The sequence below is a fragment of the Paraburkholderia sp. IW21 genome (genome assembly GCF_041321145.1).
GTDB lineage: Bacteria > Pseudomonadota > Gammaproteobacteria > Burkholderiales > Burkholderiaceae > Paraburkholderia.
Genome location: NZ_JBGGWA010000012.1, coordinates 167,361 through 191,928 on the forward strand (window position 1 = coordinate 167,361; position 24,568 = coordinate 191,928).

Genomic DNA, 24,568 nt, shown 5'->3' on the forward strand with positions numbered 1-24,568 from the left:
CGAAACAGCAACAATGAAACTTGACATTCACGCTTACCCGAAACGACGGGGCTTTGCGGACCCCATGCAAGATGAATCGACGATAGCGCGGATTTTTGCAACGCACTGTTGTTCGGAGTGCGACGAGAAGGCCGTCTGCAAAAGGGCGACGGCGCTTCCTTTAAGATGTGGTTATCGATGAGCGACCGTGTAATGAAAGTGTAGAGGGTTTGCATTTTCCCGGCCGGCTCGCGCACACCTCCACAAAACCATAAGCGCAGACATGAGTTCACTTCCCCCCGTAGCTTCGCCTGAACCGCCGACACCCCCTGATCGCCTCAAAAAGCAGAAGGCGGCGTCACTCGTGCTGTACACCTTACTGGTGCTGCTGGCGTTGTGGGTCGTGCACGATTTCATTGCGGTGGTGGCCTGGGCCAGCGTCATTGCGATCGCTCTGTGGCCGCTGTTGCAAAAAGTGGAGGGCAGCCGTTGGCTCACTGGCCGCACGACGCTGATCGCCGCCGTGCTGACGCTCGCGATTGCGTTGCTGGTGGTGCTGCCGGTCGGTATCGGCATCGAACAGGCACTGCGCGAGGCGCACGACCTGAACGAGTGGTTCAAGACTGTGCAGGAAAACGGCATTCCGATGCCGAGCATGGTCGAGCGTTTGCCGTTCGGCGTGCAACAGATTTCAGCCTGGTGGCAGGCCAATCTGGCTCAGCCGCTGCGCGACTCGGCAGCGATGAAAGGGTTGCACAGCACCACGGTGATGACGCTCGGCCGCCACTTCGGCGCGCGGGCGGCGCACGCCGTGATGGTGTTCGCGTTCATGCTGGTCACGCTGTTCGTGATCTTTCAGGCGGGGCCGCGGCTGTCCAGTTCGTTGATCAAAGGCGTGCGGCGCGGCTTCGGCGAAGACGGCGCGCAGCTTCTCGAGCGCATGGCCGCGGCCGTACGCGGCACGGTGTCGGGGCTCGTGGTAGTCGGGTTAGGCGAGGGCGTGTTGATGGGCGTCGCCTATTTCGTGACGGGCTTGCCGCACATCGCGCTGCTCGCGTTCGTCACGGCGATCGCTGCGATGCTGCCGTTCTGCGCGCCGATCACGTTCGGCCTCGCGGCCTTGTGGCTGTTCTCGCAAGGCTCGGTTGCCGGGGCCGTCGGGCTTGCCGTGTTCGGTTCGGTCGTCGTGTTCGTCGCCGAACATTTCGTGCGGCCGGTGTTGATCGGCAACTCGACGCGCTTGCCGTTCCTGCTGGTGCTGTTCGGCATTCTGGGCGGTGCGGAGACGTTCGGTCTGCTTGGACTCTTTATCGGCCCCGCGCTCATGACCGTGCTGATGGTGCTGTGGACCGATCTCGTGCAATAGTTGCACGCAAATTGCAAGCGCAATCAGGACTGCTGATTCGCCGGCTTATTTTTCCTGATCGCGCGCCGGCTGTTTGACGCAGCCCACCGTGTACTTCAGCGCGGCGGGCAGCAGCGCACTCCAGACATCCCACGTATGGCCGCCGTCGATGATACGCAGCGCCGCCGGATTTCCCGCCAACCGAAGATACGTGTAAAGCGTCGAGGCATCGGCCTGGATCGCGAGGTCGTCGTCGCCGGCGGCGATGAACATCGGCAGGCGATATGGCCGGCTCATGTACCGCTCCCATTGCGCCGGATAGTTGAGCGCATGCCAGACGTGCAGATCGAACTGCCGGTCGCCGAACACGCCGACACGGCGCGCAGCCGAAGCGAGCGGCGGCTCATTCGCATAGATCGCGGGGCTTAGCAGCAACGCGCCACAAAACAGCTCGGGCTGCGTCATGGCATAGCGCAACGCGCCGAAACCGCCCATCGACACGCCGCCGATCATCCGCCCGCCGCGCTGCGTCGCGACCGCGTAGCGCGTCTCGATCTCAGGCAGCAGATCGTCGAAGAAGGCTGTCTCAATCTTCTCCTTGCGATCGACGTACCAATCCGTGCCGCCCTGCGGCATCACGATCGCAACCGGCGGCATCTCCTGGCGCTCGATCAGCGCGTCGGCGGTGGTTTGCAGATGGCCCTGCGTGAGCCAGTCATTGGCGTCGCCGTTGTTGCCGTGCAGGAGATAGAGCACCGGAATGCGTGCAGCGTCGTGGCGATAGCCGGTGGGCAGATAGATCGTGTAGGTCCAGTCGCGGCCGAGCGCTTCGGAATGGAAGCTTCGGCTGATGACGGTGCTGGCGAGCGTCGGCGCGCCGACGGCGGCGCATAGCGCTAGAAGTGCGGAATGTAGGAATAGACGCATGTCAGAGTCAGAGGCTGCCGCGCAGCGCGCGCGACCGTCATGCTATCAGGATCGGCGGTGGAAATTGACGCGCAGGAAGCGGCGATTGGCACATGGCAAGCAACCACCTGCAAGCGGCAACGTGGCGAACGCGCGCACGCGCATGCATCAGGGCGAGGTTCCGAGGCGCAAGCTGCTGACGCGGGTCACCAGCCGCTTGAGGGGCGCCGTCGCTTTCGCGACGGCGAACAGTGCACTCACCGCGAATGAATCCGCCAGCAGCCCGAGCGGATAGTTCAGATAGCCGTCGGTCGCCGCATACAGCACCGAGTCGACGATTAGTGAAATCACCGTGCCGGCGATAAAGCACAGCAACCCTTTGCGGCCGATCAGGCCGATCCACGGCATCCATTGAGCGAGCTTCCTCGCCCAGCCCAGCTGAATCAGCTTCGCGACGAGCCATGCGACCGCGAGGAAATTGACGGCGCGCAGGTAGGAGAGGTTTTGCTTGAGGCTGCCATCGAGCGGCTCGCGTTCGATAAAAAGCTTGTAGTAGGCCGCCGCAGCCACCACGGCGAACGCCAGCAGGCTGACCAGCCTGCCGAGACGGTGTGCGCTGACCCGTTGATAGACCGGCTGGCACCGTACCAGCACGCCGAGTACGAACAGCAGTTGCCAGGCGAATGGGTTGAAATCCCAGTGCGTGTCCGGCGCGGCGGGCAGGTAGGTGCTGATAGCGGGTGCGCCTGCCCACAGCGCGATGCTGCCGGCCAGCAGCAGCCATGGCTTGCTGCGCGCGAGTGGCAGGATCATCGGCACCAGCAGCGCGAAGAACGCGTACATCGGCAACACCGAGGCGAGATACGGCTGACGGCGGAACAGCAGAATGTCGCGCAGGGCGGCCATGGGAGCGTCCATCAGATCGTCGAGATCGGTGGTGGCGAGATTCGGCCCGTCGATGCCGAACGCGGTCAGTATCGCGCTGACCAGCAGCATCAGACCGGCGGTGATGAGGAACGCGCGATAAATCTCGAGTGAGCGCCGCAGGAAGCGGCCGCGCGCGGTCGCCTCGTTACGTCGTTCCGTAAGCGCTGCGTAGGCCGTAGCGGTGGCGAAGCCGCCGAGGAACACGAAGACTTCGGCGGCATCGCACAGCGCATAGGCATGCAGCGTGACGCGCGACAGAATGCTGCCGCCGATATGGTCGACGACGATGATCAGGAGAACCAGCCCGCGGAAAAAATCAAGCTCGATCAAACGGGATTGCGACTTTTGCATTGTGTGACGCCAAAAGCAGCCCCGTGCGACGGCGCGCTAGTCCAGCGCGGCAGGCGTCTCACAAGGCTTTTTGAAATGGGATTCGATGCTGCTGCGGCTGACCGCCCCGCGGATGCGCAACCCGCGTCGCCGCTTTCAACCGGCCATACGAGGCATGATTGCAGCGGGCAGTTAAAAGTGACTCGTTTGACGGCGGGGAGTTCCGCTGCGGCGCCGCAAAAGCTTTCGATTATATTTCTTGCCATGGCAAAGAAAAGCCGCTACAGAACGGGCGGCTCCCGCGGTCCATCCGCCGGCCGGACTCAAGCCGCCCAGCGCATGGACTGCGTACCTGAATATGCGTCGCGAAAGAAGAGGGCTTTCGCACCCAGTGGAGATTTCGCAACGTTTTGAGATATGGGCGCGACACCCGATGGACGGCAGCGCAACGGCGTGTGAGGATTTCTGAACGCGCGGGGGAGTCGATAAACGCCTCTAGAAGCGTCACAAGAATGCGGTCGGATCGAGCTGTCCCATTACTTGAGTTCTGGGAGATCTTTATGAACAAGCAAGTGTTCGCGCTGGCTGTGTCCACCGCCGTGTCCGCCACATTTGCCGCGCCTGCTTTCGCCCAGACCAGTGTGACGCTGTACGGTGTCCTCGATGAAGGCATCAACTACACCAACAATGTCGGCCGCGGCCATGTTTATGAACTGGCAAGCGGCTATGCACAAGGCAGCCGTTGGGGCTTGAAGGGCGCCGAGGGACTGGGCGGGGGCCTGAAAGCGATCTTCCAGGTGGAAAACGGCTTCGACGTGAATTCCGGGCGGCTCAACCAAGGCGGCCGGATGTTCGGCCGCCAGGCTTTTGTCGGCTTGAGTGCGGAGCAGTACGGCGCAGTGACGTTCGGCCGCCAGTACGACTCGGTGGTCGACTATCTGGCGCAGACAACGGCCAACGGCAACTGGGCCGGTTACCTGTTCTCGCACCCGTACGATAACGACAACACCGACAACTCATTCCGCCTCGACAACAGCGTCAAGTACACCAGCCCGTCGATTTCAGGCTTCCAGTTCGGCGGCGTCTACAGCTTCAGCAACGACACCGGCTTCGCGAACAATCGCGCGTACAGCTTTGGCGGCCAGTACACGTATGGCGGTTTGCTGGTGGCCGCAGCATATCTGCAGGCCGACAACCCCGGTAACGGCGCAAATGGCGCGATCACCGCGAACGACGCCAGCTTTATCGCTGCCCGCATGCGCGTGTTCGGCGGCGGCATCACCTATACCTTCGGCCCGGCTACTGCCGGCTTCGTGTACACCAACTCGAACTATCTGGACCCGACCGGCAACGGCTACCTTGGCGTGACGCCGCTCGTGCCGCCCGGTGTGTTGTTGAACTCGCTGAAGTATCAGAACTTCGAGGTGAACGGCAAATATCAGATTTCGCCGATGCTGTTCGTCGGCGCGCAGTACGTGTACACAATGGAAACTTACGACGCCTCGAGCGGCGGCGTGAAGCCGAGAATTCACTCGTTCGGCTTGATGGCGGACTACAACCTGTCCAAGCGCACCGACGTCTACATACAGGGCGAATATCAGCAGGTGACCGGCGACGCCACCTATTCGATTCTGGACGATGCCTTCACGCCTGGCACCCAGGCGCCGTCATCGACGTCGAAGCAGGTCGTGGTGCGCGCGGCGATACGGCATAAGTTCTAGGCCGCCTGGCCGCTTTGCGAGCGGATGGGAAATATCGAGATGTTTTTTTGAATCTCAATTCATTACGTAATTCTGAATCAGAATCCCAATTAACACGCCTGCCGGAATCCCAAAGGTTCGGCCGCGAATGGTGGCGCTCAGATCTTCATCGAGTACAAAACTGCAGCGGCGCTCGCGCCAGACGGTTTTATAGGCCAATGGCTTCGCATCGACGATGACGAGGGAAACAAGTGCCGTGACGACGATCTGTTCCAAAGCGTGCAACTTCGCCAGAAACGGCGAAAATTCACCGGCATTGCACAGCAGCACCATGACAACTGCAGCGATCAGGGCGCCGAAAAATAATCCACCCATGAATCTGTTCGCTGAATTAAGAGAATCCACTTAAACCTCAAATCATTCGCCGGCTTTATCAAGCTGACGAATTAAAAAATATACTGACGGAAATGGTTTTCCCGTTTAAAGATTCGCGACGCTTTAACTGCGAAGCAGGCAGACTTTGACGGGACCCGTAAGGATATTTTTTTGACGTTCTTCAACATATCGTCCCTTTCCCAAGCTCGGGTGGGATCAGTCCCAAATGCGTGGCTCACGGCGACGCCGTTGAAAGAACTGCCGTAGCAGCGGCAGGGCGGCGGCCACATTTCGCGAAATCACCTACGCTCGCCACAGGCCGCGCCGTTCGAAGCATGGGGCATCACGATCACAGAAGCGCTGACAAAAAACTATCGCAACACGTTTTCATACTCAATCCGTTATTTACGAGATAGCTGACAAAAAATGACGCACCCTGCGGCGAATCAGCGCGATAATCCCGGCCCTTGCCCTCCGTAGGGCAAGAAAAGGGCAACTTACGGTAGTTCAAGGTAAATCAGATCGACTGCGGCAGCCGAAGTGATGGCCGCTGCACGTCGCCGGTACGCCCGGGCGCAAGCAAGCGCCCGCGGTTCGAACACCTCCCTCGTGGTGACAGCCGTGCCGCGTCGATTCGCCGTGTGCAAGCCAGCATGCGGCCGCGTCGAGGCGGGCTGTGTTCCGCGTTCGTCCTGCCGCGAGGTTGCCGCTGTGTTCACTAAAGGAGAAGTCCATGGGGAAACTCGACCTTTCGCGTCGTAGTTTTCTGAAGGCCAGCGTGCTGGCGGGTGTGTCGGTGTATATCGCGCCGATGGGCAGCCGCGCATTCGCTGCGTTGTTCGAAGAAAAAATTCTGACGCCGGTTCAGTGGGATGCGGCGAACGGCCAGGCGAAATTCCGCATTGACGGTATTGCCAAAGTGACCGGCTCGAAAGTGTTCGCGCGCGACATCCGCGCCGCCGACATGCCGCACTGGCCGCAACAGCAGGCGCACGCCTTCATCCTGCGCACGACGCAAGCCGACCGCACCTATGAGGGCTTCGACCTGACGCTGCTCGGCGATGAACTGAAGCCGGACCGCGTGGTCACCGCCGCCGATCTGACGCGCGACGGCCTGATCTTCCCGGCCTTCTACGGCGACGACATGCTGCTGCCGCCGGGCAAGACGCCCGCGTATCTCGGCCAGGCCGTCGCAATCCTGATCTATCACGACTTCGCGCGCTTTCGCTTCGCGAAAGACAAACTGAAGTTCCAGGATCAGATCATCCGCTACGGCGCGCAAGCCGGGCCGCTCGAACGCGATCCGTGGGGCACGTTCCGCTTCGTGCGCGTCGGCGGCAAGACGCCTTACGACGACGACACGTTCTCCAGTCTGAAAGATGCGCCCGTGTTCCCGAGCATGATGAGGAAGCACCGGCCGGTGTGGCCGGACGGCGTCGAACACGGCAAGCTCGACGAGCAGGGCATGTTCCATGCCGGCCAGATCCAGCAGGAACTGGATCATCCGCCGGCGGACTGGCTCGTGATGGACCGCGAGTACAACACGCAGTCGATCGACACGGCCGCGCTCGAACCCGACAACGCGAACTGCTGGTACGACGCGGCGACGCAATCGCTGCACATGGTCGTGCCGACCCAGGCGCCGTCCGAGGTTGTCGAGAGCGCGGTCGGCATGGTCGCGAAGTGCGCGTTCCCGGTGAAGAACCTGTTTATGCACCCGTGCTACACGGTCGGCTACGGTTCGAAGGACCACTTCAACGTGCCGTTCTACGGTCTCGTCTGCGCGATGTATGCGGACGGCCGCCCGGTGCGTCTCGCGAACGATCGCTACGAGCAGTTCCAGACGTCGTTGAAGCGCCATGCGTTCAAGATGAACTACCGGATCGCGGTCGATAGGAATACGGGTCTGTTGCAATCGTTCAAGGCCGAGATGGAAGCGAACGGTGGCGGGCGTTGCAACTTTTCGCCGTCGGTGGCGATGGTCGGCGCGACGGCTGCGCAATCGATCTACTACTTTCCGAAGAACGATCTCTCGGCGGTTGCCGTTGCTTCGCGCGCGATCGACGCGGGCTCGGCACGCGGCTATGGCACGCTGCAGAGCATGGCCGCGACCGAAATGATGGTCGACGAAATCGCCGCGCAGCTCAATGTCGATCCGATCGACTTCCGCCTGAAAAACGCGCTGCGTTCGGGTATGAAGAACACGCAGGGCGCGGTGCCGGCGGGTGCGATTCGCGCCGACGATGTGTTGCAGAAGGCGAAGGTTCATCCGCTGTGGGTGAATCGCGCGAAGCGTAAAGCCGAATTCGAAGCCGCTCATCCGGGCAAGCGCTATGGCGTCGGCTTTGCCTGTGTGCAGAAAGACTTCGGCACCGGCGCGGAAACCTCATTCGCGAAGGTCGAGTTCAGCGCCGACGGCAAGATCAGCCTGCAACACACGGCTGCCGAAATCGGCACGGGCGTCTCGACCTCGCAGGCGATCGCGGTCGCAAAGTGGCTCGGCAAGCCGGCCACCGACGTGCATGTCGCGATTACCGATTGGCCGGATCTGCCGGTTGTCACGAGCGGCGATCCGTACATGATGTCGCAAGCGGACCAGGACAAGCTCGCGGCGAACCCGCGCTGGTCGCCAGGCTATGCGTCACCGTCGAGCGCGACGAACTCCGCCTTCTACTTCACGCACAGCACGCGCGAAGCGGCACGCGTCGTCTTCGCGCACGGCTTGTGGCCGGCGGCGATGGCGATCTGGAGCCAGGGTGGCGGCGGTGGTCAAGCCGCGCCGCTGGCGGTGCGGATCGAGGACGCGCGCTGGGTCGACGGCAAGCTGTCTGCTGCTGGACTTGAAGCACTGCCGTTCGAACAGCTCGCGAAGAAGGCGCACGAGTTGGGATTGGTAACCGGTGCGACCGTGCACGTATTCAATCGCTGGCAATGGACCGAAGCGGACTTCCAGATCGACGGCAACGTCGAGCGCTTGCCGCTCGATGGGCTCGCGCTTCGATATGGCGACAACGCTTCGGCCGATAAAAAGAAACTGCAAACCACGCCGAATCATTACCGCGTACTGGACCGGCAGCGCGTGTTCATTCCGCCGGTTCAACGCAACAACGCGGCTGTGACGTACTACAGCGCAGTCGGCACCCTGGTCGAGCTGTCGGTGCACGAAGCAAGCGGCAAGGTGGACCTGCTCGCGCATCACTCGATCATGGAATGCGGCAATCAGCTCTCGCCGCAACTCGTGTCGGGTCAGTTGCAAGGCGGTCTCGCAATGGGCATCGGCCACGCATTGCACGAGTATTTGCCGCTTTACGAAGACGGTCCCGGCAACGGCACGTGGAACTTCAACCGTTACCACTTGCCGCGCGCGACTGACGTCGCCGTCTGGACCCAGACCGGCGAAGTGCTGCCGCCGTTCACCGAAACCGATCCGCCGAAGGGCATCGCCGAGGTGGTGATGATTCCGGTGGTCGGCGCCATCGTGAACGGTATCGCGCACGCGATCGGACATCGCTTTACCGACCTGCCGGTCACCCCGCAACGTATTCAGGAGGTGCTCGCATGACGGCCCCCACTCAAACTCCCGCTAGCGCCGCGAGTAGCGCTGGCGTCGCCAGCGCTGTTGCTGCTTCAGGCGCGGTCTCCGCTGTTTCCGGTTCGTCCAGTGTCTCCGGCACTGCTGCCGCTAATACTGCTTCCGGCGCTTCCGGCGCTTCCGGCGCTTCCGGCGCTTCCGCCAGCGCGCCGGCCGCGGCTGTGGTCGAGCGTCCGTTGACGCATTTCCGTACGTTGCCGGTGTCGATCAAGGTGAACGGCGAGATCGTCGGCCCGACCGAGGTGCCCGCCGGACTGATGATGATCGACTTTCTGCACGAGTACCTGCACCTGACCGGCTCGCGCCTTGGCTGCGGGCAGGGCCTCTGCCATGCGTGCGTGGTGATCGTCGACAAGCCGGACGGCACCAGCGAAGAAGTGCGGACCTGTATCACCGGTGCGAATTTCTTCCACGGCAAAACCATCCGCACCGTCGAAGGCCACGCGAAGCGCAACGAAGCGGGCGAGGTCGTCGAACTGTCGCCGATCCAGCAGAAGTTTCTCGAGCATTTCAGTTTTCAGTGTGGCTACTGCACGCCGGGTTTCGTCAATGCGGCGACCGTGCTGATCGAGCGTCTGAAGCGTCAGCCGATTGCCAAAGACCAGGTCGAGCAAACCATCACTGAAGCGCTGAACGATCACATTTGCCGGTGCACGGGCTACGTGCGCTACTACGAAGCCGTCAAGGAAGTCGTGATGACCACGCCCGGCCTCGTAAAGGACGGCGCATGATGAGCCGCTCGATGATTCTGCGCCGCGCGCTCTTGCTGGTCGGCACGGCGGTTGTGCTGAGCGCTTGCGGCAAGCATGACGACTCCGCCGCCGCGCTTTCCGCCGCTGCCGCAATGGGGCCGCAGTCCACCGCCGCCGATCCGCTTGCGCGCGGCCGTTACCTCGTCAAAGCCGCCGACTGCGCCGCCTGCCACACAACGGCAGATGGTGCACCGTTCGCCGGCGGCGTGAAACTGGCTTCGCCGTTCGGCACCTTCTACGGCACCAACATTACGCCTGACAAGAACCACGGTATCGGCAACTGGACCGCGGATGATCTGTACAAGGCGCTGCACGACGGCGTCACGCCTAAGGGGCAACTGTATCCGGCAATGCCGTACACGTCGTACCGCCAGATGTCGCGTGCGGACAGCGACGCGATCTACGCGTATCTGATGGCGCAGAAGCCCGCTGCGGTGGCGAACCACGGGCCCGAGCTGTCGTTCCCGTTCAACATGCGTTTCGGCGTGCGCTTCTGGAACTGGATGTTCCTGAGCGACACATTGCCAGATGCGTCGAAGGGACTATCCCCCAAGGGGACTTCCTTCGGGGCGTCCCCCAAGGGGACTTCCTTCGGGGCGTCCCCCAAGGGGACTTCCTTCGGGGCGTCCCCCAAGGGGACTTCCTTCGGGGCGTCGGCGGAGTGGAATCGCGGGCGCTATCTGGCGAGCGCGCTCGGCCACTGCGCCGAATGCCACACGCCGCGCGGCAAGTTCGGCCAACTCGACAGTGCGAAACCGCTGACAGGCGCGGCGCTCGGCCGGATCGCCGCACCCGACATCACGCCGCAGGGTTTGGCGGCGCGTGGCTGGACGGCTGTGGACCTGCAGGCGTTCTTCGCCACGGGTATCGCGCCGCAAGGCTCGGCCTTCGGCGAGATGTATCCAGTGGTGCATCTGAGCAGCCAGTACATGACGCATGACGATCTGCGCGCGATGTCGACGTATCTGCTCGGCGACCAGCCACCGCCGCCGCAACCGTTGCAATCGGTCTCCGCCGATGCCGCGCAACTCGAGGCGGGGCGCAATGTGTATCTCGCTGTGTGTGCCGGCTGTCACGGGCGCGGCGGTGAGGGCAAGCCGCACGTCGCGGTGCCGATGCATGCCAACTCGACGCTGCGTCAAAGCGATGCGCACAACCTGATCGTGGCGATGCTCGACGGCATCGGCGCGCAGGATTTTCCGGGCCTCGAACGGATGCAGGACATGCCTGGCTTCGCCACGCAACTCAGCGACACGGAACTCGCGCAGCTCGCGAATTATCTGCGTGCAACGTGGGGTGGCCAGTCGGCCGACGTGACGGCCGACGCGGTGAAAGCGTTGCGTTGACCGCTGCCATGCATTGAACGCCTAACACTGAATGTCAGGCGCTAAGCGTCAACGTTAAGCGTGAGGTGAGAAGAAACCGGTGCCCGTTCATTCAAGGCGCCGGTTTTTTTCATGGTGTCTCCGGGAATCGGCGCGCAATGAACTCGCGCGCAATGGCCTGCTCAAATGGTATCGCGTCGTTGCCGCCTGGCGGCGCGCCCTACGTTTTCGCCGTAGACCAAACGGATTCCCTTCACGGAGACTTCATGAGCAATCGCGCGACACAGATCCTGTTTCATCACCGTTTCGCCCATTCGTTGGGCGCGCCGCTGGCCTGTGTGCAAGGCACGATCAGCAAGGTGTTCGCCAGTCCGGACAATCACCATGGCGCCAATCATCAGCAATTCGTCATCAAGATCGACAAGGTCGTGAAGTTCGAAGGCGGCACACAGAACCTGGTCGGTACCGACGTATTCGTCGCTGTACGCTTTGGCGATAGTGAAGGGCTGACGCAGGAAATCCCTGGGCTGCAGGTCGGACAGCCGATTGAGGCCCAAGGCGAATACATTCCCGAAGCCAGTGCCTATCCAACAGCCGACAACGACAACCCCGTTCTTCCGGTGCTGCACTTTACGCATCATCCCGTCGGTTACGTGCTGTATCAAGGTCAGTACTACAGCTAGCGCAAGCCGGTTGCTTCGGGCCGGATGGGCGGCCGCCTGTCCGCTCACCGACGCATTCTTCCTCCACACCTACTTTTGCGGCGACCGACGATTCAAGTTTTCGCGGCGTTCTGCCGATAAAGCAAACGTTGTCGTCCAGTCGTAGCGGCGCAGCTGTTTCCGCGTTTTGCGACGTTGTGTGTGGAAGCGTCTGACGGACGCCTGCGCATGCGCGTAACCAGCAGTAGGGCACTCGTGGTCGGCCGCTCCTGCGATGACCGGACTTACAACGGCCCGCGGACAATCAAGATGCCTTCGCTGCTGTCCACATGACATGGCGGCGGCATCGGCAATACCGCGGGTAAGGTTTGTATCAGAATGTGTGAGACGGGGCGTTTTCTGCACAACGCACTTTACAATTCCGCTGGAATTTTAATCGGCAATCCGGCCCTTTTCGCGGAAGACCGGCGGCGTGCGAACTGCCGGGCAGCCCGCTTGGGGTTGTCCCGCCGGTGATGAAGGCGAAGGGCTTGGGTTAGACGGCAAGGCACGGGTGAGCCGCACGCGGTGGCTTCGCCGTGTCGCGAGGAAAGGCAGCGCGTCGTACCAGCGCGGGCATCTCCTGCGACAGGGTGGCACCTGGTCCGCCAATAAGAAGGCAGGAGTCGAACATGTCGGGAAAGCGTTTCGACAAAACAATGATGGCCAGTCTGGCGGGCGTGTGGGTCGCCCTCGCGGTCAGCGGTTGTGCGAATGTGGGGCAGCAGGGCATGCAGACCGGCACGGCATCCGCTGCGTCCGGTGTGCCGACGGCGGCAGCCGCTGGCGCAGTAGCAGGCGCAGTAGCAGGCGCGTCGCTCGAGCCCGGCGCCGACGACGGCACGCCGCTCGAAAAGGCGCCCCCGTTGGTGTATCGAGTCAAGCGTGGCGACACATTGGTGCGCATCGCGCAACATCATCATTGCAGTGTCAGGCAGTTGCAAGCGTGGAATGGTCTCAAGGCCTCTTCGCGGTTGAAGTTGGGACAGGTGTTGCATGTCGCCTCGCCGGAAACGGTGCGGGCGGTCAACGCGGCCAAAGCTGCGGCGGCGTCCGCGCCTGCTGTTCCGCTCGCGACGCAGCCTTCGTCGGTGAATGCGGCAGCAGCCAGGCAGGCAACGACACAGGCCACTGCGCAGTCATCCACGCCCGGCGCTGCAGAGGCGCGCGAAGTCGCGCAGCAAACCAGGCGGCATGCAAATGGCGTTTCGCTGGCATGGCCTGCGGGCGGCAGCGTAGTCGAAGCTTTCCAGCCGGGCGAAACGCGCGGTATCGAGATCGGCGGCAAGGCGGGCGATCCAGTGCGGGCCGCGGCCGACGGCAAAGTGATGTACGCCGGCACGGGATTGAACGGGTACGGCAGTCTGATCATCGTCCAGCACAACAAAGACTTTCTGACCGCCTACTCGCATAACCGTAAGCTGCTGGTCAAAATCGGCGACATCGTGCGGCAAGGGCAGCAGATCGCTGAAATGGGCGACGAAAATAACTCGCGTGTCTCGGTGGGCTTCGAGTTGCGTCGCGACGGCAAGCCGATCGATCCCATGCCGTATTTGCCTCAAGGTCGCGGCTAGGCATTGAGCCGACGATTCTCGCAACCTCTTCAGAAGCAGCGACCCCGGCAAGTATTTCGCTGGGGCCGCTGCTTTGCACAGAAAAGTCTGCTTACCTTGGCAGGGCTGCGCAAAGCGTGTTCGCCGGCTTTTCGCAGCGTCCTTGTCGAGCCTCCCGCAGAAGCTCACCTTTGATTTATTCAGCAAAACCAGGCAAATTCAAAAGAATCTCACTCACGGCATCGTTCGTATGAAAGACGAGCGGCGCAGGCACCGCGCACTATTACGAATCGAGCGTAAATCACCTTGAAATAAGGTGCCGTTCAATCGGCTGTATTCGAAATGCCTGGTAATCGTCGAGGACGCGTCGTTCCGGTATTCAACCTGACGATAGGTGATCGACCGGAACGCGTGCTGTGCAATGGTGAGCGAATTCGGGAGCCGAAGGCTACTGCGGGCATGACGTCCCGCCGCGTTCGACTATAAAGACGACGTTCAACCCACACCGGTGAGCAGGCCACGCAACCCACCGGCTACTTCTGCGCTTCAGCGCCGCGCAGCAGTTGCGAGACCTGACCGTGGTGGTGCAGGATCGCAGGATCGGCTTGCAGCAGCGGCAAGTAGCGCGGCAGGAATGCGTTGTTCGGTTGATCGGGAGAAAAGAGACCCGTGACCGCTTCGGCTGCGGCGAGCCGGTCTTCGGCCTCGGCTTCCTTATCGTCGAGAATCTCGTCGACGTTCGCAATGACGGTGGAGAGCGGTGTGAGCCAGCGGAACCCCGAACCATTGATGAGCACCTGCAGGAAGGCTGCCGGCGTCACTGGGCCGAATTCCTTTTCGTACGATGCGCGCTCGTGATCGAGAATCGACTTATGCAGCGCGAGGAGCGGTCTGCGAATCTCCGAGAGGAATTGAGTGCATTGCTGGTCGTTCATTTTGCCGCTCCTTCGGATAGTCATGCCGGATCAAGCCGGGCGATCGGGTCAACCGATCGGGTTCACGTCAGATCCATGCTAACAAAATCGCTCGACTATGCATCGATAAGAATGATGTGATCACGCGAAGCACGCCGGCGCAGGCCATGGGCCGATGGTAGCGCATTGATTTTAATCTCGTTTCAGTTGCGGGATACGCGGCGGCAGGGCCTTTGCGGTTGTGCGGCTAGCCCGGGTCAACGGTGCTGCCCGACCTTCTGCCGTTTCTCGAGCACCCGCGCATACCACGTCAACGGGAAGCACATCGCGAAGTAAATCATCGCGACCATGCCGTAGATTGGGAACGGCCGGAAGGCAGCGTTGGTGATCATCGTGCCGGTCTTGGTCAACTCCGTGAAGCCGATGATCGACGCCAGCGCGGTGCTTTTCACCACCTGCACGAGAAAACCGACCGTCGGCGCAACGGCGATTTTCAGCGCCTGCGGCCACACGATATAACGGAGTTGCTGGCTGAACGTCATGCCGAGACTCGCCCCCGCGGCCCATTGACCGCGCGGCACGGCTTCCACGCAGCCGCGCCAGATATCGACCAGATACGCGCTGGTATAGAGCGTCAGCGTGACGGCTGCCGCGGCCCAGGGCGACACATCGACGCCTAGCAACGGCAGCCCGAAGAACGCCAAAAATAGTTGCATCAGCAAAGGCGTGCCCTGAAACACTTCCACGTACACGACGACGATCCGCCGTAGCCACGGCAAAGGCGACACGCGCATCGCGAGCAGGATCAGCCCGACGATCCCCCCGCCCACAAAAGCGATCAACGACAACAGCACCGTCCAACGGGCGGCGAGCAACAGATTGCGGGCGATGTCCCACAGCGTGAATTCGATCATGATCAGCGCTCCGTCGGCAGCGTGCGGACGCCGCGCCACATCAGGCGAGTGCGCCAGCGACGCGGTGCGTTGCCGGCGCCTCGCGCTGCGCGGCCGGCGAACAGTCCGCGGCCAAACCGGTTCAACAATTGGCGCAACAGAATCGACAACACCAGATACGTGGCGGTGATGATCAGATAGCTCTCGAACGAGCGGAAGTTGCGCGACTGGATGAAGTTGGCCGCATAGGTCAGATCGGGCACCGAGATCTGTGAGACCACCGCCGAACCAAGCATCACGATCAGCACCTGGCTCAGCAGTGCGGGAAATACATTGGCGATCGCCTGAGGTAATACGACATAGCGAAACACTTGCCGCCCATGCAGGCCGAGCGCTTGCGCGGCTTGCACCTGGCCGCGCGGAATCGAATCGATGCCGGCGCGCACGATCTCGATCGCGTAGGCGCCGAGATTGACGGTCATCGCCAGAATCGCTGCTTGCACTTCGTCGATATGAATGCCGAGACTCGGCAAGCCGAAGAAGATAAAGAACAGCTGCACGATGAACGGCGTGTTGCGGATCAGTTCGACATAGGTCGCGACCACCCCGCGCGCCCACTTCGGCCCGGCCACCGCGATGCTCGCGCCGCCAATCCCGACGAGACCGCCAAGCACAGTGGACACGGCGGTGAGCCCCAGCGTGACGGCGACGCCGCGCGCGAGCAGCCCCGCATAAAGGCCGAAGCCGCTGAAATCGAACGCATAGGTCATGGCGTGGTGGCGCTCATCGTGAGGTCGAACTCCGGCCCGGACGCCCCGAAGGAAGTCCCCATGGGGACTGGCCTGTCAGTCCGCGCAATAAAGGTTCAGAGGTTGGCCGGCAGCGGCGCACGCAGCCATTTCTGCGAAATCGCATTCATCGTGCCGTCCTTGCGGGCCTTGGCGATCGTGTCGTCGACTTTCTGCTTCAGACGCGCTTCGTTCTTGTTCAAGCCGACGTGATCCGGCGAGCTGAACAGCGAAAACTTTTGCTCCGGATCGTTCGCCGGATGACGCGCGAGAATGGTTGCGCCGACGTCGTTGCCCACTACCATCAACTGTGCCTGACCAGAAAGAAACGCTGAAATAGCGCCGTTAGGATCGTCGAAACGTTTGATGGTCGCGCTGGGCGGCGCGATCTTGCTGACGCTCAGGTCTTCCAGTGTGCCGCGTGCAACCGAGATCGACTTGCCGGCGAGGTCGGCGGCGTTCTTCACGGGCAGCGTTTTCGGCCCGAACACCGCGAGGTAGTAGGGCGCGTAAGGCTGCGAGAAGTCGATTACCTTTTCGCGTTCCGGCGTCTGGCCGACTGAAAGCAGCATGTCAGCCTTGTGGTCGGCGAGGTAGGCCATGCGGTTGTCGCCTGTTACCTGCACGAGTTCGACCTTCGCGTTGAGCGACTTGCCGATCAGATTGGCGACGTCGATGTCGTAGCCCATCGGCTTCATGTCCGGGCCGATCGAACCGAACGGCGGATAGTCCTCGAATACGCCGATGCGTACCGTGCCGGATTTGGCGATGTTGTCGAGCGCATCGGCATGCGCCGTAGGCGAAAACGCACACAGCGCGCCGAGGCCGGTAAAAGCCAGCGTAGCGGCAAGGATGGCGAAGACGCGGCGCGCGTTCGATTGAGCAACTTGGGGCTGATTCATGGTCTTTTCCTCTGTCGAAAACTCGGTATTGGAATGGGTTCTTTCAATGCGCCGCGCGGGCGGCGATCAGTTTGCACGCGTGCGGGGGCAACTCCGCGAGCACCGGCATGCCGAGTGTGAGTCCCGGCGTTTCCCGAGGCGTGGTCGCGGCGGTCAGCGTGAAGCCGGCGCAATCGATGGTTGCTTCGAGCGACGCCCCCACGTCGCGGATAAAAGTGACCGTGCCTGCGAGCCGGTTCGGCCCTGCATCGGACGCCGATTTGACGCACACATCCTCCGGCCGGATCAGCAGACGGATATCGCTGTTGGACTCCGGCACGCGCGGCGGTTGCGCAACGGCAATGCGCCGGCCGCCCGGCAGGTTCACGCCACCGGCGCCGTCGTAAGTGACCGGCAGGATATTGCCGAGCCCGATGAAGTCGGCGACGAATTCGCTGACCGGATCGCGATAAATATCGAGTGGTTTGCCGACTTGCGCAATCCGGCCTCTCTCCATGACGACGATCTCGTCGGCCATCGTCATCGCTTCACGCTGGTCGTGCGTGACCATGATCGTGGTGATGCCGAGGCGCTGTTGCAGCAGACGGATTTCGACCTGCATCGCTTCGCGCAGCTTGGCGTCGAGCGCGGAGAGCGGTTCGTCGAGCAAAAGCAGTTTCGGTTGCGACGCGATCGCGCGGGCAATCGCCACGCGCTGCCGCTGGCCACCGGAGAGTTGCGTAACGGGCCGGTTCGCCATATGCGGCAACTGGATCAACTCCAGCAATTCGGCGACGCGGCGCGCTTGCGCATCTTTCGCGGTCTTGCGCAGTTTCAGCGGATACGCGACGTTTTGCGCGACCGTCATATGCGGAAACAGCGCGAGCGACTGAAACACCATGCCGAAGTCGCGCTGGTTGGCGGGCAGACGCGTGATGTCGCGCCCGGCGAAATGGATACTGCCCGCGCTCGGCGTTTCCAGTCCGGCGATCATCCGCAGCAGCGTGGTCTTGCCGCAGCCGGACGGCCCGAGAAAGCACACCAGCTTGCCGTCGGGCACGCTCAGATCGACGCTGTCGACGGCATGGGCCGCGTTGAAGCGCTTGGTCACGGCCTGCAAGGTCAGATGGGTCATCGAATGCTCCAGCAAAAAGGCTTCATTGCAGCGCGAATCAAAGGGCCACGCCTTCATCGCCGATCAGCTTTTCAAGCAGCCAGATCAGCGCGAAGTCGATCGCGACGATGAATACGGCAAAACAGAACACGGTCGGGTCGAGCGACGACACCGTGCGGCTATAGAGCCACACCGGCAGCGTCATCGTGTCGATGCCGTACAGGAAGAACGTCACTGTGAATTCGTTGAACGAGACGATGAACGCGAACAGCATGCCGGCGAGAATACCTGGGCGCATGAGCGGCAGGATCACGTCGATCAGCGCGCGGCTCGGGCTCGCGCCCATCACGCAGGCCGCTTCCTCGAACTCGGGGCCGATCGACGCCACCGACGCCGCGCAATTTTTCACCGTGAACGGCAGCGCCAGAATCACATGCGCGATGATCAGGCGGAATACGCCGAGTTCGATCGGCAGCAGGTTGAACACCAGCAGCAGCGATAAGCCAAGCATCACCAGCGGATAGACGAGCGGCAACGTCACCAGTTGTTCGACCGCGGGCTTGCCGCGAAAACGATAGCGACTCAGTGCGTAAGCGGCGGGCACGGAGACGAGGGTGGCGATCACCATCGTCGACAGCGCGACGATCAGGCTCGTGCTGAGCGCGGCGCCCATTGAGAGCGAGTCGCTCGCGTCCGGCGAGACGAAGCTGTGCCATGCCGCGCGGTACCAATGCAGGCCGTAGGCGTGCGGCGGAAATTCGAGCGTGTCCGCCGCGCTGAACGACATGGTGATCATCGTCAGGATCGGCAGCGCGGCGAGAAACAGCACGATGGCGGCAAGCAGGGCGGTGGACTTGCCGAGCTGGCCGGGCATGCTGATCGGCAGGCCGGGCAAACGCGGCAGGCGCGTCAGGCGTGAAGGTTGAATCGGCGTGCTCATGCGTGAGGCTCCTCGGCGAGATGTTGCGTACGGCGCACGAGGCGCTGCGAAAGCGCCATCACGGTGAGCGTGGCGATCATCAACACGACGCCCGATGCGGATGCCGCCGGCCAGTTGAGCAAAGGCGCGACCTGGTCGTGGACCAGGACGGCAAGCATCGGCACACGGCGTCCGCCGAGCAACAAGGGCACCGCGAATGCGCTGGCGTTGTAGGCGAACACCAGCAGTGCGCCGGACACCAGGCCCGGCATCGCCAGCGGCAGCAACACCTGACGCAGCGTTTGCCAACGCGTCGCGCCGAGCGTGGCCGCGGCCTCTTCATACGAACTCGACACCGCGCGCATTGCACTCGACAACGGCAGGACGGCGAGCGGAAACGCTGTCTGAATCAACCCGAGCAACACGCCATGTTCGCGATACAGCCACATCACCGGGCGGTCGACGAGGCCGCTTCCGAGCAGCGCGTGGTTGAGCAAACCGGCCGGCCCGAGAATGATCAGCCAGCCATAGCCTTGCAGCAACAGGTTGACAAGCAACGGCAGCAGCACGCCCGCCAGCAACAGTCGCCGCGCGAGCCGCGATTTGGTGCGCGCCATCGCCAGTGCAACAGGAATGGCCAGCAGCACCGCGCAGATCATGCTTTGGAACGCGAGCTTCAACGTGAGCCACAACGACTTCAGAAAATAACCGTCGAGAAGGTCTGCGTAGTTTTGCAGCGTGAAGCCGCGCCATTCATTGCCTTGCGTGCCGAAGCTCATGCGCAGCACGACAAGCGCTGCCGCGCCGAGTATCGCGAGGAATAGCAGGATCGGTGCGAGCAGAAGCCAGGGACGCGCTTTCGCGAGCGCTGTCTCCGCCTGTCCGTCCGGTGCGCCGGAAGCCGCGCCGGGCGAGCCGGAAGCGGCGCCCGGCGCATTATCCGACGCCGCATCTGACGCAGAGGCGGCACGCCGCGAAAAGCGCGCGAGCATCGTGGTCATGCCGAGAAAATTTCGGTGTAGCGCTTGATCCACGCCGGCTGCACGACGGCCAGCGCCTTGTCGTCATGCAGGATCGCTTTCTCGGCGATCTGCTGCGGGCTCGGCACGAACGCGCGGCTCCCGGCGGGAATCACCGCTTTCGAATTGACCGGGCCGTTCAGCACGTCGGCAGCCATGCGGCCTTGCACGCCGGCGTCGAGCGAATGGTTGATGAAGGCGTGGATCAGATCGCTGTCGGCCGGATGCGACTTCGGGATCACCGTGAACATCAGCTGCGTGGCGAAGCCTTCCTTCATGCCATACGTCACGCCCATTTTGTATTCGGGCTTGCGGATCTGGTCCGGGAAAAAGGCCGGCGAATAAATGCCGCCGATATCGAGCGAACCGGTGCGGAACAGGTCGGCAACCTGGTTCGGGTTTTCGCCCAGCGTCATCACGTGGTCTTTCAACTGCATGAGCTTCTTGAAACCGGGTTCGATGTTCTGTTGCGAGCCGCCGTTCATCTTCGCGGCGATGATCGCGAGGTCCACCGCTTCAGCCCATTCCGGCGGCGGCAGAAAGAGGCGCCCAGCGTACTTCGGGTCCCACAGTGCTTCGTACGTGGTGGGCGCCGTCTTGACCGTCGACGTGTTGTAGATCAAGCCATCCGACCACAGCAGATAACCGACGCCGAAGCCGTTCGCACCGGTACGATATTGCGCCGCGACGTCCTTCAGGTTCGGCAGCTTGTCGAGATCGGGTTTCATCAGCAGACCCGCGTCGCCGAGACCCGCCGCGCCGACACCCGCCAGCGTGATGACGTCGTAAGTAGGACGATCGCCTGCGGCCTTGACCTTGGCGACCATGCCGGAGGTGCCGTCGGCGCGATCGGCGATCACTTTCGCGCCGGTCTTCGCCATGAAGGTGGCGGCGATATTGCGCAAGGCGGCCGCGCCGGTGTCGTCCGACCAGGTCAGCAAGCGCAGCGTCTTGCCGGAGAAGTTGTGTTCCTGCGCTCTCAGATTGATGAACGGCATCGGCAACGTGGACGCCGCGAGCGCCGCGCCGATCGTCTTGATGGCCTGCCTTCTACCCCGTTTGATCTCTTGCATGGCGGTCTCCTGTGTTGAACGCCTGTTGCCTGGTGATATCGCTGTGACCGCTGCCGTTGCATCGCCCATTCGCGCTGCTCGTTTGCGCTACCCGCCACGCATTGCCAGATGCATTGCGTGTCGATGCACTCTAGGTTTGTCAAAATCCTCCAACAAACGAAATATGCGCATGGAGGGCATGAGGTAATCTCATGCGGATGACTCGGCGCAATTAGCCGTGCGGGTATCGCTCAGTTCAGCGGGAGCGCCGGGGCAGTGGCGCATGCGGGTTAACGTCCATGATTTTCCGTCGACCGGCCTTGGCGGCGAGGTATGAGGAAAGCTCGGTTCTGGTGCGGTTTCGGACAAGGTGTGCCCAGCGTCGGTGCACGCCATAAGATTCAGCATGCAATTCGTGGCTGCGCCATGAGAAGAATGCATGCGCGTTGGCGTGCCGCCACCTCGTGCCAAAAATGCTGATCGCGTATCCTGTGGGGTCCGGGGGCGTAATGGCATACAACACCGCACGCCCTCGCAATGACATTTCCTGATTCCCGACCGGACTACCCGATGCGACGTCTCCCGCCGCTCAATGCGCTGCAGATTTTCGAAACCGTCGCGCGGCATCGCAGCTTCACGCGCGCCGCTGACCATCTGTGCCTGACACAAGGCGCGGTCAGCCGGCAAATCATCGCGCTCGAGGACTACTACAAATTTCCGCTCTTCAAGCGCCATGCGAAGGGTTTGACGCTGACTGCCGAAGGGGAATTGCTGCTGCCGGCCGTGAAGGAGAGCTTTGCACGCATCGAAGAGATTTCGCTGCGACTCACGCGCCAACGTACCGATCTCGCGCTGAAGGTGCCGACCTGCGTGATGCGCTGGATGCTGCCGAAGATCATGCGCTTCCAGGCCGAGTATCCCGATCTGCATGTGCAGATCACCACGACCTGGCAACACGACGTCGACTTCCAGATCGAGCCGTTCGACGCGGCGATCATCTACGGCTCGTCGCCGGGGGTTGACGTGCAGGCGGTGCCGTTGTTCGAGGAGCGGCTGACGCCGGTGTGCGCGCCCGATCTGCTGAAAGACAAGCCGCTGGACGAGGTTGCGGATCTGGCGCGCCACACGCTGCTGCATCCAACCCGCGATCATCGCGACTGGAAGATGTGGCTCGCGAAAGTGATCGAGGGGGATGCCGCGAATGCACAGGCTATCGATGCCGAGCACGGCCCGAGCTTCGACACACTCGACATGGCGACCAACGCCGCATTGCAGGGTTTCGGCGTCGCGATTAGCGACCTTGCGCTGATCGACGAAGACGTCGCAGCCAAGCGCCTCGTGCGACCGTTCGATACGGTGCTCAAAACCGGCTGGCGCTATTACTTCGTCTATCCGGATTCAGTCGCGCATCAGCAGAAGCTGAATCTGTTTCGCGACTGGATCGCGGAGCACTGGGAAGAGTAGGCCGTGAGCGAGGGCCTTAAGGCGCGAACGACAGAAACAGGTACGCCGCGAACAGCGACAAGTGCACGGCGCCTTGCAGAATCGTCGTGCGTCCGGAGCTGAGAGTCAGGGTGCCGACCAGCAGCGTGAGAACCAGCAGCACGGTTTCCTTGCCGTCGATACCAAGCACGAGCGGCTGAGCGGTCCACAAAAACACGGCCGCGACGGTGGGAATAGTCAGGCCGATACTGGCAAGCGCCGAGCCGAGCGCGAGATTCAGGCTGTTTTGCAGGCGGTCGGCGCGCGCCGCGCGCACGGCGGCGAGTCCTTCGGGCAGCAGGACCAGCGCGGCAATGACGATGCCGACCACCGCCGGCGGCGCGCCCGCATTCTTCACCGCGGTTTCGACCACCGGCGAGAGCACCTTCGCCAGCAACACGACCGCGACCAGGCACACCACCAGCAAGCCGCCGCTCGCCAGCGCGGCGCCGACACTCGGCGGGGCGGCATGGACGTCTTCGTCGGGGACGCCGGCAAGAAAGTAATCGCGATGCCGCACGGTCTGGACGAACACGAACACTCCATACAGCACCAGCGACGAAATCCCCGCGAACGCCAGTTGCGACGACGACAAAATCGGGCCGGCGCTGGTTGTTGTGTAGTTCGGCATGACCAGCGTCAACACGGACAACGACGCGAGCACCGCCAGCGACGCCGCTGCGCCACGACTCTGAAAGTCCTGCTCGCGGTGCCGGATGCCGCCCACCAGCAGGCAAATCCCCACGATCCCATTGCAGACGATCATCACCGCGGCGAATACGGTGTCCCGCGCAAGGCCCGCCTTCTCGGGACCGGACGTCAGCATCACCGACACGATCAGCGCGACCTCGATGACCGTGACGGCCACGGCCAGCACCAGCGTACCGAACGGCTCGCCGACGCGATGCGCGACCACTTCCGCATGATGTACCGCCGTGAAGACTGCTGCGCACAGCGCTACGCCCACCAGGGCGAGCAACAGCCCGTTGCCAGGCATGGCATACGCCACGCCCAGCACGATCCAGGCGACGAAGGGCGCGGCAATGGTCCAGCGGGGCAAAATGGTCGCGGGCGTGGTCATACAGGGCTTCCTTTTGTTGCTGGTATTTGACCGACGCGACAGGCGCTGCGAAGCGTCGGCGAGGCTTGGAGCGAGCGAGCATGCTCATGCATCGTGTCAACAACATGCTCTAACGCTTTAAATTATAAAGGATAGTTCGCAACGGACCCGGTTTGTCAGTCGGTTGGACACATTGCGCGACGCAACTGCGAAGACGGTAAGACAACCGACCCCTGTTCTACATCTGAAGGATGGCGTCGCACACGATTGCGCGAAAAATACGGAGTAATTTCGATGGTGGAACGCCATCGTGTGGAGAACCTGGAACCGCCGAGGTCCGAGGTATTAGCTGCGCCAACAGGAACCGGATGGTTCGATCCGGACGCGCCGCCTCGTGACGAAGCGTTGCGCCCGGGTGCGACGCTACAACTGTTTGACGACCGATTACTGTCCGATCGAACGAACCGTCAGCGCGTTCTTCACTGACGTCACGCCGGGCACGCCTTGCGCGGCTTGAGTTGCCAAATCGACTTGCGACTGCTCGGGCACCGTGCCCGCCAGCGTCACGGCGCCGCCACGCGCGCGTACGGTGATATTGGCCACGCTCAGGCCCTTGGTCTTCGACAGCGCGCTACGAACCTTGTGGCCCAACGCGCGGTTGGCTGCCTTGGCCTGCTTGGTGCCAGGTGCCGACGATGCGGCCGCTGCGGGCGCTGCTGCCGCATCGCTGCTTTGCGCATAGGCATTGAGGGACGCCAGAACGATCAGCGCGCCGCCGACCATCTTGATTGTCTGGAATGCTTTCATTCAACTCTCTCCTGTTGTCATGAATACGACGACCCCCGGATGGGGCCGGTGTACTGCACCAGCGGGTACTTCGGGATCAAATCTGAATGGAACGTTGCTGCGGGTCGTGCAACTTCTTGCTATCTGTAGGCTGATCGGGCGCGCTTAAGCACAC

The 24,568-nt window shown here is 62.2% G+C and carries 21 protein-coding genes; 8 read left to right on the forward strand and 13 right to left on the reverse strand.

From position 1 onward, the window contains the following. Nucleotides 1–262 precede the first annotated feature (262 nt). Nucleotides 263–1,345, forward strand: a complete 1,083-nt coding sequence (locus ACAX43_RS26050; protein WP_370711280.1) for an AI-2E family transporter — start codon at nt 263–265, stop codon at nt 1,343–1,345. A gap of 45 nt (nt 1,346–1,390) precedes the next feature. Here the strand turns inward: ACAX43_RS26050 and ACAX43_RS26055 are convergent, their stop codons facing one another. Together ACAX43_RS26055 and ACAX43_RS26060 are read right to left on the reverse strand one after the other, a co-directional pair. Further along, on the reverse strand, nt 1,391–2,251 hold the full coding sequence (locus ACAX43_RS26055) for an alpha/beta hydrolase (protein WP_370711281.1): 861 nt from the start codon (nt 2,249–2,251) through the stop codon (nt 1,391–1,393). A gap of 147 nt (nt 2,252–2,398) precedes the next feature. Then, on the reverse strand, nt 2,399–3,508 hold the full coding sequence (locus ACAX43_RS26060) for an OpgC domain-containing protein (protein WP_370711282.1): 1,110 nt from the start codon (nt 3,506–3,508) through the stop codon (nt 2,399–2,401). 539 nt (nt 3,509–4,047) lie between these two features. Here ACAX43_RS26060 and ACAX43_RS26065 point away from each other — a divergent pair. Further along, nucleotides 4,048–5,208 carry a porin gene (locus tag ACAX43_RS26065; protein WP_370711283.1) on the forward strand — a complete coding sequence of 387 codons (1,161 nt, stop codon included), beginning with the start codon at nt 4,048–4,050 and terminating at the stop codon, nt 5,206–5,208. A gap of 54 nt (nt 5,209–5,262) precedes the next feature. Here ACAX43_RS26065 and ACAX43_RS26070 read toward each other — a convergent pair whose 3' ends face one another. Then, entirely contained in the window at nt 5,263–5,562 is a 300-nt protein-coding gene (locus ACAX43_RS26070) for a hypothetical protein (RefSeq protein WP_370711284.1), read from the reverse strand. A 733-nt stretch (nt 5,563–6,295) separates the two neighbouring features. On the opposite strand from ACAX43_RS26070, the gene ACAX43_RS26075 reads away from it, so the two are divergent. The 5 genes from ACAX43_RS26075 to ACAX43_RS26095 all read left to right on the forward strand — a co-directional run bounded on the left by ACAX43_RS26075 (nt 6,296) and on the right by ACAX43_RS26095 (nt 13,506). Next, a complete protein-coding gene (locus ACAX43_RS26075) occupies nt 6,296–9,124 on the forward strand; it encodes a xanthine dehydrogenase family protein molybdopterin-binding subunit (RefSeq protein ID WP_370711285.1) in 2,829 nt (942 codons plus the stop codon). Beyond that, nucleotides 9,121–9,885 (forward strand): (2Fe-2S)-binding protein, encoded by a 765-nt coding sequence (locus ACAX43_RS26080; RefSeq protein ID WP_370711286.1) that lies wholly within the window; start codon nt 9,121–9,123, stop codon nt 9,883–9,885. The genes ACAX43_RS26075 and ACAX43_RS26080 overlap by 4 nt, the downstream gene beginning before the upstream one ends. Beyond that, complete coding sequence (locus tag ACAX43_RS26085; protein ID WP_370711287.1) at nt 9,882–11,252, forward strand: c-type cytochrome; 1,371 nt, start codon at nt 9,882–9,884, stop codon at nt 11,250–11,252. The genes ACAX43_RS26080 and ACAX43_RS26085 overlap by 4 nt, the downstream gene beginning before the upstream one ends. A gap of 245 nt (nt 11,253–11,497) precedes the next feature. Further along, nucleotides 11,498–11,914 (forward strand): hypothetical protein, encoded by a 417-nt coding sequence (locus ACAX43_RS26090; RefSeq protein WP_370711288.1) that lies wholly within the window; start codon nt 11,498–11,500, stop codon nt 11,912–11,914. Nucleotides 11,915–12,564: 650 nt separating this feature from the next. Continuing rightward, nucleotides 12,565–13,506 (forward strand): peptidoglycan DD-metalloendopeptidase family protein, encoded by a 942-nt coding sequence (locus ACAX43_RS26095; protein WP_370711289.1) that lies wholly within the window; start codon nt 12,565–12,567, stop codon nt 13,504–13,506. Between the two features lie 512 nt (nt 13,507–14,018). On the opposite strand, the gene ACAX43_RS26100 is transcribed toward ACAX43_RS26095, so the two are convergent. The 8 genes from ACAX43_RS26100 to ACAX43_RS26135 form a co-directional block, all read right to left on the reverse strand. Continuing rightward, the gene (locus ACAX43_RS26100) at nt 14,019–14,420 is read right to left on the reverse strand and encodes a hypothetical protein (protein ID WP_370711290.1); all 402 of its coding nucleotides are present in this window, start codon (nt 14,418–14,420) and stop codon (nt 14,019–14,021) included. Between the two features lie 236 nt (nt 14,421–14,656). Beyond that, complete coding sequence (locus ACAX43_RS26105; protein ID WP_370711291.1) at nt 14,657–15,313, reverse strand: amino acid ABC transporter permease; 657 nt, start codon at nt 15,311–15,313, stop codon at nt 14,657–14,659. Nucleotides 15,314–15,315: 2 nt separating this feature from the next. Next, on the reverse strand, nt 15,316–16,062 hold the full coding sequence (locus ACAX43_RS26110; RefSeq protein ID WP_370711292.1) for an amino acid ABC transporter permease: 747 nt from the start codon (nt 16,060–16,062) through the stop codon (nt 15,316–15,318). A 95-nt stretch (nt 16,063–16,157) separates the two neighbouring features. Beyond that, entirely contained in the window at nt 16,158–16,982 is an 825-nt protein-coding gene (locus ACAX43_RS26115; RefSeq protein ID WP_370711293.1) for a transporter substrate-binding domain-containing protein, read from the reverse strand. A gap of 43 nt (nt 16,983–17,025) precedes the next feature. Next, nucleotides 17,026–18,096 (reverse strand): ABC transporter ATP-binding protein, encoded by a 1,071-nt coding sequence (locus tag ACAX43_RS26120; RefSeq protein WP_370711294.1) that lies wholly within the window; start codon nt 18,094–18,096, stop codon nt 17,026–17,028. Nucleotides 18,097–18,133: 37 nt separating this feature from the next. Next, nucleotides 18,134–19,015, reverse strand: a complete 882-nt coding sequence (locus ACAX43_RS26125) for an ABC transporter permease (protein WP_370711295.1) — start codon at nt 19,013–19,015, stop codon at nt 18,134–18,136. After that, nucleotides 19,012–19,986 (reverse strand): ABC transporter permease, encoded by a 975-nt coding sequence (locus tag ACAX43_RS26130; RefSeq protein ID WP_370711336.1) that lies wholly within the window; start codon nt 19,984–19,986, stop codon nt 19,012–19,014. Before ACAX43_RS26130 ends, ACAX43_RS26125 begins: the two co-directional genes overlap by 4 nt. Nucleotides 19,987–19,991: 5 nt before the next feature. Beyond that, complete coding sequence (locus tag ACAX43_RS26135) at nt 19,992–21,086, reverse strand: PotD/PotF family extracellular solute-binding protein (RefSeq protein ID WP_370711296.1); 1,095 nt, start codon at nt 21,084–21,086, stop codon at nt 19,992–19,994. 549 nt (nt 21,087–21,635) lie between these two features. On the opposite strand from ACAX43_RS26135, the gene ACAX43_RS26140 reads away from it, so the two are divergent. After that, complete coding sequence (locus tag ACAX43_RS26140) at nt 21,636–22,529, forward strand: LysR substrate-binding domain-containing protein (RefSeq protein ID WP_370711297.1); 894 nt, start codon at nt 21,636–21,638, stop codon at nt 22,527–22,529. Between the two features lie 16 nt (nt 22,530–22,545). Here the strand turns inward: ACAX43_RS26140 and ACAX43_RS26145 are convergent, their stop codons facing one another. Then, complete coding sequence (locus ACAX43_RS26145) at nt 22,546–23,628, reverse strand: calcium:proton antiporter (protein WP_370711298.1); 1,083 nt, start codon at nt 23,626–23,628, stop codon at nt 22,546–22,548. A 423-nt stretch (nt 23,629–24,051) separates the two neighbouring features. Beyond that, nucleotides 24,052–24,414 (reverse strand): BON domain-containing protein, encoded by a 363-nt coding sequence (locus ACAX43_RS26150; RefSeq protein WP_370711299.1) that lies wholly within the window; start codon nt 24,412–24,414, stop codon nt 24,052–24,054. Nucleotides 24,415–24,568 lie beyond the last annotated feature (154 nt).